Origin of the sequence: Mesorhizobium sp. M1334 (assembly GCF_040317995.1) — a bacterium.
Taxonomy (GTDB): Bacteria; Pseudomonadota; Alphaproteobacteria; order Rhizobiales; family Rhizobiaceae; genus Mesorhizobium.
Genome location: NZ_JAMYLM010000001.1, coordinates 12,693 through 25,673, shown reverse-complemented (window position 1 = coordinate 25,673; position 12,981 = coordinate 12,693). Strand labels below are relative to the sequence as shown.

Annotated in this window: 13 protein-coding genes and 1 riboswitch; of the genes, 5 read left to right on the top strand and 8 right to left on the bottom strand. The window is 63.9% G+C overall.

Annotation, left to right across the window (positions count from 1 at the left end):
* The first annotated feature begins 17 nt into the window (after positions 1–17).
* Both NKH17_RS00115 and NKH17_RS00110 read left to right on the top strand, forming a co-directional pair.
* Positions 18–1,535, top strand: coding sequence for a glycerol-3-phosphate dehydrogenase (locus NKH17_RS00115; protein WP_352476543.1), 1,518 nt, complete (start codon positions 18–20; stop codon positions 1,533–1,535).
* Entirely contained in the window at positions 1,535–2,473 is a 939-nt protein-coding gene (locus NKH17_RS00110) for a sugar phosphate isomerase/epimerase family protein (protein ID WP_352476771.1), read from the top strand. The genes NKH17_RS00115 and NKH17_RS00110 overlap by 1 nt, the downstream gene beginning before the upstream one ends.
* Positions 2,474–2,515: 42 nt before the next feature.
* Here NKH17_RS00110 and fba read toward each other — a convergent pair whose 3' ends face one another.
* Positions 2,516–3,580 carry a class II fructose-bisphosphate aldolase gene (gene fba, locus NKH17_RS00105; protein ID WP_352476544.1) on the bottom strand — a complete coding sequence of 355 codons (1,065 nt, stop codon included), beginning with the start codon at positions 3,578–3,580 and terminating at the stop codon, positions 2,516–2,518.
* Between the two features lie 256 nt (positions 3,581–3,836).
* On the opposite strand from fba, the gene NKH17_RS00100 reads away from it, so the two are divergent.
* The 3 genes from NKH17_RS00100 to derI are packed head-to-tail and all read left to right on the top strand — an operon-like array spanning position 3,837 to position 5,840.
* A complete protein-coding gene (locus NKH17_RS00100) occupies positions 3,837–4,601 on the top strand; it encodes a DeoR/GlpR family DNA-binding transcription regulator (RefSeq protein ID WP_352476545.1) in 765 nt (254 codons plus the stop codon).
* Positions 4,602–4,611: 10 nt separating this feature from the next.
* Complete coding sequence (locus tag NKH17_RS00095; protein WP_352476546.1) at positions 4,612–5,370, top strand: triose-phosphate isomerase; 759 nt, start codon at positions 4,612–4,614, stop codon at positions 5,368–5,370.
* A gap of 26 nt (positions 5,371–5,396) precedes the next feature.
* Positions 5,397–5,840: a D-erythrulose-4-phosphate isomerase gene (gene derI / locus NKH17_RS00090; RefSeq protein ID WP_254818715.1), complete on the top strand. Its 444-nt coding sequence runs from the start codon at positions 5,397–5,399 to the stop codon at positions 5,838–5,840.
* Here derI and dhaL read toward each other — a convergent pair.
* From dhaL to NKH17_RS00055, 7 genes are all read right to left on the bottom strand, one after another.
* Positions 5,837–6,472, bottom strand: coding sequence for a dihydroxyacetone kinase subunit DhaL (gene dhaL / locus NKH17_RS00085; RefSeq protein ID WP_352476547.1), 636 nt, complete (start codon positions 6,470–6,472; stop codon positions 5,837–5,839). The two genes, derI and dhaL, sit on opposite strands and share 4 nt — an antisense overlap.
* A gap of 9 nt (positions 6,473–6,481) precedes the next feature.
* Positions 6,482–7,489 carry a dihydroxyacetone kinase subunit DhaK gene (locus NKH17_RS00080; protein WP_352897746.1) on the bottom strand — a complete coding sequence of 336 codons (1,008 nt, stop codon included), beginning with the start codon at positions 7,487–7,489 and terminating at the stop codon, positions 6,482–6,484.
* Between the two features lie 68 nt (positions 7,490–7,557).
* Positions 7,558–8,031 carry a 6,7-dimethyl-8-ribityllumazine synthase gene (locus NKH17_RS00075; RefSeq protein WP_352476549.1) on the bottom strand — a complete coding sequence of 158 codons (474 nt, stop codon included), beginning with the start codon at positions 8,029–8,031 and terminating at the stop codon, positions 7,558–7,560.
* Between the two features lie 76 nt (positions 8,032–8,107).
* A riboswitch (FMN riboswitch) is annotated at positions 8,108–8,255 on the bottom strand.
* Positions 8,256–8,346: 91 nt separating this feature from the next.
* Positions 8,347–10,656 (bottom strand): xanthine dehydrogenase family protein molybdopterin-binding subunit, encoded by a 2,310-nt coding sequence (locus NKH17_RS00070; protein WP_352897744.1) that lies wholly within the window; start codon positions 10,654–10,656, stop codon positions 8,347–8,349.
* A 96-nt stretch (positions 10,657–10,752) separates the two neighbouring features.
* Entirely contained in the window at positions 10,753–11,223 is a 471-nt protein-coding gene (locus tag NKH17_RS00065; RefSeq protein WP_352476550.1) for a nuclear transport factor 2 family protein, read from the bottom strand.
* A gap of 71 nt (positions 11,224–11,294) precedes the next feature.
* A complete protein-coding gene (locus NKH17_RS00060; protein ID WP_352897742.1) occupies positions 11,295–12,281 on the bottom strand; it encodes an FAD binding domain-containing protein in 987 nt (328 codons plus the stop codon).
* A gap of 3 nt (positions 12,282–12,284) precedes the next feature.
* Positions 12,285–12,944, bottom strand: a complete 660-nt coding sequence (locus NKH17_RS00055; RefSeq protein WP_352476552.1) for a 2Fe-2S iron-sulfur cluster-binding protein — start codon at positions 12,942–12,944, stop codon at positions 12,285–12,287.
* Between the last annotated feature and the right edge of the window lie 37 nt (positions 12,945–12,981).

The window sequence follows — 12,981 nt, the reverse complement described above, 5'->3', positions numbered from 1 at the left end:
ACAGAGCATCGAGCGAGATGAACGGTGAAACCGAAATCGTCGACCTCTTCGTCGTCGGCGGCGGCGTCAATGGCGCCGGAATCGCGCGCGATGCGGCGGGCCGGGGCCTGTCGGTCATTCTTTGCGAAAAAGACGATCTCGCCGAGGGCACCAGTTCGCGATCGGGAAAGCTCGTTCATGGCGGTTTGCGCTATCTCGAATATTACGAGTTCCGCCTGGTGCGGGAGGCGCTGATCGAGCGCGAGGTGCTGCTCGAATCCGCGCCGCATATCATCTGGCCTATGCGCTTCGTGCTGCCGCATAGCCCCGATGACCGGCCGGCCTGGCTGGTCCGGCTCGGCCTGTTCCTCTACGATCATCTTGGCGGCCGCAAGCGGCTGCCGGCCACCCGCACGCTGGACCTGCGCACCGCACCCGAAGGCGCGCCGATCAAAGACGCCTTCAAGCGCGGCTTCGAATATTCCGACTGCTGGGTCGACGACGCCCGCCTGGTCGTCATCAACGCGCTCGACGCCGCGGAGCGTGGGGCCAGGATATTCACCCGCACCGCCTGCATTGCCGCCCGTCGCGAACACGGCCTGTGGTCGGTGGAGATGCGCGACGGTCGAACCGGCGTCAGGACCACAGTCCGGGCACGGGCGCTGATCAACGCCGGCGGTCCCTGGGTCAACGACATCGTCAACCGCGTGGCCGGCCAGAACTCCAAGCGGAACGTGCGCCTGGTCAAGGGCAGCCACATTGTCGTGCCAAAATTCTGGGAAGGGCGACAGGCCTATCTCGTCCAAAACAGCGACAAGCGCGTGATCTTCATCAATCCCTACCAGAACGATCTGGCGCTGATCGGCACCACCGACATCCCCTATGACGGGCGGCCGGAAGACGTGACCGCGGATGCCGGCGAGATCGATTATTTGATCAAGGTGGTCAACCGCTACTTCAAGCGCCAGCTTGCGCGCAGCGACGTCGTTCATTCGTTTTCCGGCGTCAGGCCGCTCTATGACGACAATGCCGACAATCCGAGTGCGGTGACCCGCGATTATATTTTCGAACTCGACGCTTCGGCAGGGCAGGCGCCGCTGCTTTCCGTCTTCGGCGGCAAGATCACCACCTTCCGCAAATTGGCCGAGCACGCGCTGGACCGCATCGCCCCGTTCTTTCCGAAGATGGGCAAGCCGTGGACCTCGAAAGGGCATCTGCCGGGCGGCGATATCGCCAATGCCGATTTCGAGCAGTTCCTCGGTGACCTCGGCCAAGAATATCCCTGGATGCCCGCCTCCCTGGTCAAGCATTATGGCCGGCTCTATGGCACAAGGACGCGTGATCTGGTCGGCGCGGCCGGTTCGCTCCCCGAACTGGGCCGGCGCTTCGGCAAGGATTTTTTCGAGCGCGAAGCCAACTACCTGCTCGAGCACGAATGGGCCGAGACCGCGGCCGATATTCTCGAACGACGCACCAAGCACGGCCTGCATCTGTCCAGCGCGGAGAGAGAAGCGTTCGAGGACTGGTGTTCGAATCGGCTGGCGAAGGCCGGCTGATGGCCTTTACGCTGTCCCTCAACACCAATCCGCTGGTCAACCGTTTTGCCGAGCCGGACGACCTGATCGATACGATCGCCTACGACATCGGCATCCGCGACGTGCAGCTCACGCATGAATTCATCAATCCCGGCTGGCCGGCGGCAACGATCGCCAAATTCACCCGCCTGTTCCGCTCCGCTCTCAACCGCACCGGGGTGCGCGTGACCTCGGCGATGACCGGCCCTTACGGGCGGCTCAATCATTTCGGCCATCCCGATGCCGACGTGCGGCGCTACTACGTCGACTGGTTCAAGACCTTTGCCGAAATTTCGGCCGAGCTCGGCGCCGGCGGCATGGGTACGCAGTTCGCGATCTTCACCCACCGGGATTACGACGATCCTGAACGTCGCGCGCGGCTTTTCGACATCGCGCTGGCGTGCTGGCGCGAGGTTGCCGAGCATGCCCGGGCCGCCGGCTTGATCTACCTGTTCTGGGAGCCGATGTCGGTCGGCCGCGAGTTCGGCCATACGATCGAGAGCTGCCGGACGCTGCAGCGCGAGATCGATGCGGCAGGGATGGCGATCCCGCTCAACATGATGGTCGACATCGACCATGGCGACGTGACGTCGAGCAATCCGGACGACATCGACCCTTATGCCTGGGCCGAAGCCTTTCCAAAGCAATCACCGATCATCCACGTCAAGCAGTCGTCGATGAACAAGGGTGGCCATTGGCCGTTCATTGCCGCCCACAACAAGGACGGCCGCATCACACCGGAAAAGCTGCTGGAGACGATTCGCCGTGGCGGCGGCGTCGACAACGAGATCTGCCTCGAATTGTCGTTCCGCGAGCGCGAGCCCGTCGACCACAAGGTCATCGCCATGATCCGCGAGTCGGTCGACTACTGGGCACCATTTATCGAGACCGGCAGGGCCGATCTCTTGCCACGAGCATGATGGGATGAGCAGGAGCGATGCGGCTCCTGCTCATCCAGAACGTCAGCCGAATTTCGGATCGAGGCTTCCCGACTTGTAGCGCTTGGCCATTTCCGACAGCGGCAGCGGCTTGATCTTCGGTGCGTTGCCAGCGGTACCGAACTGCTCGAAACGCTCCTTGCACAGCTTTCGCATGGCGGCCATTGCCGGCGTCAGATATTTGCGCGGGTCGAATTCGCTCGGGTTCTCGGTCAGCACCTTGCGGATCGCGCCGGTCAGCGCCATGCGGTTGTCGGTATCGATGTTGATTTTGCGCACCCCGTGCTTGATGCCGCGCTGGATCTCCTCGACCGGCACCCCCCATGTCGGCTTCATCTGACCGCCATATTTGTTGATGATCTCCTGCAGCTCTTCCGGCACCGAGGACGAGCCGTGCATGACGAGATGCATGCTCGGCAGGCGGCGGTGAATTTCCTCGATGACGTTCATGGCGAGCACAGCGCCGTCCGGCTTGCGGCTGAACTTGTAGGCGCCGTGGCTGGTGCCCATGGCGACGGCCAGCGCATCGACACGGGTGTCGCGCACGAACTGTTCGGCCTGCACGGGATCGGTCAGCAGCTGGTCGTGGCTGATGACGCCCTCGACGCCATGGCCGTCCTCCTGCTCGCCGCCACCCATCTCCAGCGATCCGAGAACGCCGATCTCGCCTTCCACCGAGACGCCGCCCCAATGCGCCATGTCGACGACGCGGCGGGTGATGCCGGAATTATAGGCGTAGTCGGCCGGAGTCTTGCCGTCTTCCTTCAGCGATCCGTCCATCATCACCGAAGTGAAGCCGTGCTGGATCGCGGTGACGCAGGTCGCTTCGTTGTTGCCATGGTCGAGATGCATGCAGACCGGGATATCGGGATGGATTTCGACCAGCGCGTCGATCAGCTTGGCCAGCACCACGTCGTTGGCGTAGGCTCGCGCACCGCGGCTCGCCTGCAGGATAACCGGCGATTTGGTCTCCTCGGCTGCCTCCATGATGGCGAGGCCCTGTTCCATATTGTTCATGTTGAAGGCAGGCACGCCATAGCCGTATTCGGCGGCATGATCGAGCAATTGTCTCAGTGTGATGCGAGCCACTCAGTAGTCTCCCGTATCCGGTTTCGGGCCAGTGTTTGCGGGCTGTTCGGTTATCGTCGAGCCCCTGATGCTTCTGGCCGGATTTCCGCGGCACCGCAACCGCTGGGCGCTCGGCCGGCAGCAATTCTTGTTACAGCACGCGCCCAGAAGCGTCATGATATCCCATAGAGATATAACATTATCACAAAAAATTTGGTGGCCTGTGCGACGTTTTCTGTTATGTCCCGGAACCGGGGTGTACGAGGAAGCGGCGGAAATGAAGAGCGACGGCCGTCGGCAAGGCATCATGGATTTTCTGATGGACACCGGCACCGCCAGTGTCGACGATCTTGCCTCACGCTTCGGCGTGTCGAAGATGACCGTCCACCGCGACCTCGACGAGCTCGAGGAAAGCGGCTTTCTGCGCAAGGTGCGCGGCGGCGCCTCGATCCAGCCGAGCAGCCTTTTCGAAAGCGATTTCCGTTACCGCCAGCGGCTGGCCGGCGATGAAAAGCAGCGCATCGCCGTCGCCGCCGTGAGGATGATCGAGCCGGGCCAGACGGTGATCATCGACGACGGCTCGACCGCGGGCGGCGTTGCTCGGCACCTTGCCGATCTGCGTCCGCTGACGGTGATCTCGAACAACCTGGCTGTCATCCAGGATTTGGCGGGCGTTGCCGGCATCGACCTGATTGCGCTTGGCGGCCAATACAGCAAGAAGTTCCACGGCTTCTTCGGCCTGCTCGCCGAAGACACGCTGAAATCTTTGCGCGCAGATGTCGCCTTCCTGTCTTCATCGGCCATCCATGGTGCCTCTGCCTTTCACCAGGATCAGGAAGTGGTCCAGACCAAACGGCTGATGATGGCTGCAGCAGCGCGCAAATATCTGCTGGCCGATCACGGCAAGTTTGGCCGCACCGCCTTGCACTTCCTGACCGATCTCAAGGCCTTCGACATGGTCTTCACCGGCCGCGAGCCGCAGCCGCAGATGCGCGCCGCACTGGATGGCGCTGGCGTTTTGCTGACGGTGATCGCAGAGTAGGAGGGCGCGTATGGTTTATTGGGTCGGCACCAGCTGGAAAATGAACAAGACGCTCGCCGAGGCGATGGCTTTCGCCGAGGCGCTGGCGGAGTTCGTCCCCGGTTTCGACGAGCGCATTCAGCCTTTCGTCATCCCGCCCTTCACGGCGGTCCGCGAGGTCAAGAAAGCGCTGTCGCCGACACGCATCAAGGTTGGCGCGCAGAACATGCATTGGGCCGACGCCGGTGCCTGGACCGGCGAGATCTCGCCGGTAATGCTGAAAGACTGCGAACTTGATGTGGTAGAGTTGGGCCACAGCGAACGGCGCGAGCATTTCGGCGAGACCGACAAGGCTGTCGGGCTGAAGACTGCAGCGGCGGTGAAGCACGGTCTCGTGCCACTCATCTGCGTCGGCGAGACCTTGGCTCAACGCAACAGCGGGCAGGCCGCTGCGATACTGGCCCTGCAGGTGCACGGCGCACTGCAGTTTCTCGAAGGGGCGGCGAAGGCGGCGACGATCCTGTTTGCCTATGAGCCGGTCTGGGCGATCGGCGACAAGGGCGTGCCGGCCAGTTCTGATTATGCCGACAGGCAGCAGGCGCTGATCAAGAAAATCGCCCGCGACCTGCTGCCGGTGGTGCCGCCGGTGCTTTATGGCGGCAGCGTCAATCCGCAAAATGCCGCCGAACTGGTCGGCCAGCCCAATATAGACGGCTTGTTCATCGGCCGTTCCGCCTGGCAGGCGGAAGGCTACATCGACATCCTCAAACGCGCCTCGGCGGCGATCTGAAGCATCGAACAGGAAGGAAACCGAACATGAAAATAGCCATTGGAGCCGACAGCGCCGGCAAGCCGCTGCTCGACGTCATTGCCGCTCACCTCGCCACCAAGCCCGGCCTCACGGTTAGCGACCTCAGCCAGGCGGGCTACTATGCCGACCTGTCGCAGAAGCTCGCCCAGACCATCCTGGACGGCGAGAACGATCGCGGCATCCTGTTTTGCGGCACCGGCATCGGCGTATCCATTTCCGCCAACAAGGTGCCCGGCATTCGCGCCGCACTCACCCACGACACCTATTCGGCCGAGCGCGCGGCGAAATCCAACAACGCCCAGATCATCACCATGGGCGCGCGCGTCATCGGCCCGGAACTGGCCAAGTCGATCGTCGACGCCTGGCTCGCATCGGAATTCGATGAGAAGGGACCATCGGCCGGCAATGTCCAGGCCATCGACAGGCTCGACGCGGCGAAGCGGGGCTAAGCCAGACTGTTCCGCATCGCCCTGATGATCGTCACGGCCGATGCGGCGCCAGGATCGACGTGGCCGATCGAGCGCTCGCCGAGACGCGAAGAGCGGCCCTTGGTGGCGATCATGTCCTTGGTCGCCTCGGCGCCGCTTTCGGCCGCGGCAAGTGCCGCTTCCAGGCTCTCGGACAGGCTCTTGCCGGCTTCCCGCGCGACACCCGCTGCCTGCGCTGCCGGCAGCCAGGCGTCGACCATGGTTTTTTCGCCGAGCTCGGCCTTGCCGCGATCCTGGATCCCTTGCGCCATCGCCCGGAACATGGAGATGACGTCAGCGTCCTCCAGAATTGCCTTGCCTTTGACGGCGGCGGCACCGCGCATGAAGGCGGTCGCATAGAGCGGGCCCGACGAGGCGCCGACTGCGTTGAGAAACGACTTTGCCGCGGTGTTGAGCAATGCCGTCGGCTCGGTCGACGCATCGATCTGGTCCAGCGCGTCGCGCACAGCGCCGAAGCCTAGTGCCATGGCGATGCCATGGTCGGCGTCGCCGATGACGCCGTCGAGCCGGCAGAGCCTGTCCTTGTCGGCGTCGATCGCCGCGGCGATCGCATCGAACATTCTTTTCAATTTGGCCGTATCGGTGGACGTCATGATGCTCTCTCAGCCGGCGCGGAACATGGCGCAGTCACAAGGATGGTCGAGCATCGCCTGCAATTCGCCGTCGAGATGCATCAGCGTCACCGAGGCGCCGGCCATTTCGAGCGACGTGCAATAATTGCCGACCCAGGTCGCGTGGACGGAAACGCCGATGTCGTCGAGCCTCTGCTTGACGCGCCGATTCATGATGTAAAGCTCCATCAACGGCGTTGAGCCGAGTGAATTGACGAGCACGGCGACCTTATCGCCGCGCGCCGGTGCCATCTCGTCGAGGACCTTGTCCAGCATTTCGTCGGTGATCTCGTCGGCGGTTTTCAACTTTCCACGCGCGGTGCCGGGCTCGCCGTGGATGCCCATGCCGATCTCCATCTCGTCCGGGCCGATCTCGAAATTGGGCCGGCGGGTCTGCGGCAGCGAGCAGGGCGACAGCGCCACGCCCATGGTGAAGGTGTGATCGTTGGCCTTCCTGGCGATACGCTCGCATTCATCGAATGACAGCATCTGGTCGCATGCGGCACCGGCGGCCTTGAAAATGAAGAAATTGCCGGCGACACCACGCCTTCTGTGTCTCTGGTCTCGGGGGGCCGATGCCACGTCGTCGGTGGTCAGCAAGGTGCGCACCTCGATGTCGTCCATTGCCGCCATTTCGGCGGCCATGTCGAAGTTCATCACGTCGCCGGCATAGTTGCCGTACATGAACAGCACGCCGGCGCCGCCGCTGGCCGCCTTGGTGCATTCGAGGATCGGGTCGGGCGGCGGCGACGCGAAGACATTGCCGATTGCGGCGGCGTCGGCCAGCCCCTTGCCGACGAAGCCGAGGAAGGTCGGCTCGTGGCCGGAGCCACCGCCGATGACGAGGCCGACCTTGCCGGGGCGTGGGCCGTCGCGGGCGATGATGGAGCGCGGACTTCCCTCCGCACTTTTGAGATGGCGCGGATGCGCAGCCAGGATGCCCTCCAGCATCTCGTCGACGGAGCGGTTACCGTCATTGATGATCTTCTTGGTCTGCACCGGCATCCTCCCTGGTTTTCGTGAGATACTACAGCGCCTTACCGGGATTTCCACCCGCGACGGAGATTTCATGCCGCGATGCGTTCGCGTGCCGCCAGCAGTTGCACGCAGGCACTGGCCGCCTCTTTGCCCTTGACCTTGAAATGCTCAAAGAAGAAGCGGTGATGGTCCGCGCTGTCATGGTAGTTGTGCGGCGTCAGCACCGCCGAAAGCACGGGCACGCCAGTCGACAATTGCACGTTCATCATGCCGTCGATGACAGCGCCCGCCACGAATTCATGGCGGTAGATGCCGCCATTGACGACAAACGCCGCGCCGAGGATCGCCGCATAGCGACCGGTCTGGGCCAAGGTCTTTGCATGCAGGGGAATCTCATAGGCACCCGGCACGTCGAAGACATCGACGGCAAAGCGTTTCTCCCCGAGAACCGCCAGTTCCGCCTCGAACGCTGCAACGCATTGGTCGACGATGTCGGCGTGCCAGCGCGCCCGAATGACGGCAACGCGGATCGTTTCATAGTTTTTCCGGGAATGCTGATTCATGGGTCCATCCTTCCGTTTCGAACCAGAATCAGGACGCACGATATGGAATCCGAACCGCGAAAGCGGACCGTCTTCCATTCGTTCTCTTCCATCCGGACTTTGACCGTCGGCTCCGGAATCACACCGGATCTGCTGACCCTTCCGATCATCTGGAAGGCGCTCGCGGGCTTGGGCCGAAACCCTTCACCGCCGGTGGGGACTTTCACCCCGCCCTGAGAACATTGACCGCGTTTGTATGGAAGGGCTGGATGACACTGTCAACCACCGGCGTCGCGGTCACCCTTGAGGGCGAGGAGGCGCTGACAATTTGCAGAGTCAAATGGCGATCACAGGCAAGGCAGGCAGCACCTTGTCCAAGGTGATGGGAAATTCACGCACTCGCACGCCGGTCGCGTTGTAAATGGCGTTGGCGACAGCTGCCCCGGCACCGCACACGCCGAGCTCGCCGAGACCCTTTGCGCCAAGCGGGTTGGCCTTGTCGTCATCTTCCTCGAGGAAGGCGACCTCCATATCGGGGACATCGCCATTGACCGGCACATGATACTCGGCAAGATCGTGATTGACGAAGTGGCCGTAGCGCGGATCGAGCACCGTCTGCTCCATCAGCGCTGCACCGATCCCCCAGGTCATGCCGCCGATGATTTGCGAGCGCGCGGTCTTGGCGTTGAGGATACGGCCCGCGCCGATCACAGTCAGCATCCGGCGCATGCGGATTTCACCGGTATCGCAATCGACAGCGACCTCTGCGAAATGCGCGCCATAGGAATGCTGCGAATAGGTCTTGTATGACTGGGTAGTGGCGCCCGCGGCTACGGAGCCTTCGGCTTCGAGCCCGTCGAGAGAGATCCCTCGGATAAGATCGGCCAGGCTCGCCGATCGCTGGCCGACCCTGACCTCGCCGTCGGCAAAGCTTGCCTCGGTGGCGTTCGCGCCGCGCAACGGCGAGGCTTCGTTCGACTGCGCCGCCTCCAGGATGCGTTCCTTCAGAGCGTTGCAGGCGTTGTGCAGCGCCGAACCCGCGCTTGCTGCGCCCCAGGACCCGCCGGAGCCGGCGGTACGCGGGAAGCGGCTGTCGCCAAGCTCCACTTTGATGGACGAGATCGGCAGGCCGAGGCTCTCCGCCACGATCTGGGTCAGGATCGTATAGGTGCCGGTCCCAATATCGGTCATGTCGAGCCGCGCCGTCACCCGACCGTCCCGGTCGATCGCAACCCGCGCCGTCGCCGCGCCGATGTAGTTCGGACGGATCGCCGCCGCCATGCCGTAGCCGATGAGCTTGCGGCCCTCTCGGGTGCGGCCAGGTGTCGGGTTTCTCCGCTCCCAACCGAAACGCCGGGCGCCTTCGTCCATGCAGGCGACGAGATTGCGGGTAGAGAACGGCACGCCGCGCTCGGGATCCTGTGCCGGCTCGTTTCGGACCCTGAGTTCGATCGGATCCAGGCCGACCCGCTCGGCGAGTTCATCCATTGCACATTCGAAGGCCAGCATGCCGGGCGCTTCGCCGGGCGAGCGCATCCATTCGCCGCGGTTGATGTCCAGCGGAACCAGGCGATGGCGGGTGAGACGGTTCGGCGCCGCATAGAGCGAGCGGGCAAACACTGCCGTTTGCTCGCAGTACTCCTCGAAGCTGGACGTTGCCGACCAGACCTCGTGCGCGATCCCGGTGAGCCGCCCATCGGTGTCCGCGCCGAGACGCACCTGTTGGATCATCTCTGCGCGGTGTCCGGCATTGGCGAACATCTGTTGTCGCGTCAGCGCGATCTTCACGGGACGCTGCAGGACCTGCGCTGCAAGCGCGGCCAGGATCGTATCGGCATGGGCAATCAGCTTGGAGCCGAAGCCTCCGCCGATGAACGGGCTGATGATGCGCACACGCTCGGGCGGGATGCGAAGCGTGCTGGCGACCCCGGCCCGGAAGTTCGCGAGGGTCTGCGCCGATGTATCGATCGTCAGCTCGTTGCCTGACCAGGCGGCGAGCGTCGCATGCGGCTCCATTGGATTGTGATGTTCGAAAGGCGTCCGGTACGTGGCATCGATCTTGACCGGGGCCGCAGCAAAGGCGCTCTCGAAGTCGCCGATCACGCTGTCGGTCTCGAAGCCGGCATTTGTCCGCTTTGGTGCATAGGCGTCGGCCTGATGGCCCGTTAGATCGTAGAGGCCCGGCTCCTTCTCGTAGCGTATTCTGATGAGGCCCGCAGCAGCGCGTGCAGCCTCGAACGTCTCCGCAACGACCAGCGCGACGGGCTCGTCGTAATACCGCACCCGATCGCTGTTGAGCGCGGGCCGGGCGCGGGTGAAGACCTCCGGCACCGTCGGCGTGACCGATGGGCCGAAATCCGGCTGGGCCGGCGCATTCCGGTGCGTCATGACGAGCAGCACTGCCGGCGCCCGTTCGGCTTCGGTCGTGTCGATCTCGGCGATGCGGCCCTTGGCGACGGAGGCGCCGAGAATGTAGCCATAGGCTGTACCATCCGGCGCATTCTCGTAAGCGTATGTGGCGCCGCCCGTCACTTTGAGCGGACCGTCAATGCGGTCGATCGGCCGCCCGATGACGCCGGCATCGGGACGAGGTTTCACCCTTGAATGGATGGCGGAGCCGGGCAGTCCGGGTATGGTGTCGTTCATAAGTCACCTAAAGATTTCATTGGGAGTTCAGAAGCATCGAGGCCGCGACGACGCCTCTTCCTTGCACCTTCATGTTCGTCGCGCGGCGGCCGGAGCTCACGCGGCGATCTCGCCGAAATACTCGCGAAACTCGACCAGCCTCCCTGTCGGGCCGGCCCGCATGAAGATCGCATGCAGGCCAGTGTAGGGCGCGCCACTGATTGTCCCGCTCCCGCGATCGCAGACGATGACCCAGTCGGCGGCGAAGAGCTTGAGATCGACGGTCGATTTCGTGATCCTGTTTCCCTGCGCTTGATGCGCGGCGGTCCAGGCTGCGAGTGCCTGCTTGCCTTCTGGCGGTCCATGTCGGCCTCGTTGCTCGCCGACAGGGAATTGGAAGGTCATCGTCTCATCGCAAGAATCAAGGAATGCCGTCCAGTCGCCAGAGGCCCAGCCGGCAAAGAAGGCGTCAACGGCGGCCTCGAGCACGTGACGAGCTGCCGGGTCGGATGTGGCGCCCCAGGCTGCGGCGGCAGAAACAAAAAGGCCGCCACCCGCGGCGGCAACGGCGCGTCGCGTGAGTTTCATATCGATCCCCCGCTCGTCGCCTGCATCTGGGAACCGCTGCTCGGGGTCGTCGTCTCTGTCATCGCACCACCTCATGCACGTTCGACGGCAGCAGCGAGCGTGTGCCGCACCGTCCGTTTCGCCAGCGGGATCTTGAAGTCATTGGCGCCATGCCCGACGGCTCCGGCGAGCGCGGCTTCGGCCGCGTCGGTAAAGGCGCCGTCGAACGCCGCCGCGCCTGCCAGCGCGCGCTCCGCCTCCGTCGCGCGCCAGGGTTTCGCTGCCACGCCGCCCATGGCGATCCGAGCGCTTCGGATACGGTCGCCGCTTTTCTCGACGATTGCTGCCACCGACACCAGCGCGAAGGCGTAGGAAGCACGGTCGCGCACCTTGCGGTAAAGCTGCCGGCCGGGTGGTCGCGGCGGCAGGGTAACCGCAACGACCATTTCGCCGTGGCCGAGCACGGTCTCCACATGGGGCGTCGCCTCGGGCAATCGATGGAAATCGCCGATCGTGATCGTGCGGGTCTCACCGCCGGGCGAGACGGTCTCGATCCAGGCGTCGAGCCCGGACATGGCGACCGCCATGTCAGAAGGATGTACCGCGATGCAGGCTTCGCTCGCGCCGAGTACGGCGTGCATGCGGTTGAAGCCCTGAAGCGCCGCGCAGCCCGAACCCGGCTGGCGCCTGTTGCAGGGCATGTTGCGGTCATAGAAGTAGGGGCAGCGCGTACGCTGCAGGAGATTGCCGCTGGTCGAGGCCTTGTTGCGTATCTGTCCAGACGCTCCCGCCAGCAGCGCTTGCGTGAGCATCGGGTAGCGCGACCTTACCCGTGGGTCGGCGGCGAGATCGCTATTGCGGACCTGGGCGCCGACCCGAAGCCCGCCTTCCGCCGTCTCCTCGATCCGATCAAGAGGCAGCCGGCTGATGTCGACGAGATGCGCTGGGCGCTCGATCTCGAGCTTCATCAGGTCGAGCAGGTTGGTGCCGCCGCTGATGAACTTGGCGTCCGGCCGGGCCGCAACCGCGGCGGCCGCCTGCTCGGCACTCGTCGCACGTTCATAAGTGAAGGACTGCATTGCTCATGCCTCCTCTGCCGCGTCGCGGATTGCAGCGACAATGTTCGGATAGGCGGCGCAACGGCAGATGTTGCCGCTCATCCGCTCGCGGATCTCGACATCGGTGAGACCGACGGAAGCCGCTGCCACGTCAGCGCTCGCATGGCTTGGCCAGCCAGCCCGCGCCTCGCCCAGCATACCAACCGCCGAGCAGATCTGGCCTGGCGTACAGTAGCCGCACTGGAAACCGTCGCGGGCGATGAAGGCGGCCTGGACCGGATGCAGCCGGTCACCCTCGGCAAGGCCCTCGATCGTGGTGATCTCGTCGCCTTCATGCATTGCGGCAAGCGTCAGGCAGGAATTGATCCGGCGCCCATCGACGAGCACCGTGCATGCGCCGCACTGGCCGTGGTCGCAGCCCTTCTTCGAGCCGGTGAGGCCGAGATGGTTGCGCAGGGCGTCGAGCAGCGTCGTCCGCGGGTCGAGCGCGATGGCAAGATCCTTCGCGTTGATCCGCAACGATATCGTCATCGTCGGTACCGGCGTGGCCGATGCCGCCGCCGTGACGGTCTCGGCCGGCTCGGCGTCAACCGGTATTCCGGTAGCCAGGAGCACCCCGGTCGCAACACCGCCTTCCAACACCATCCGACGCGTCGGCCCGCTCCTGTTGTCCGTTTTGGCCATGCATGATCTCCCAGTCGCAATGAAGCGCAGACGGCAA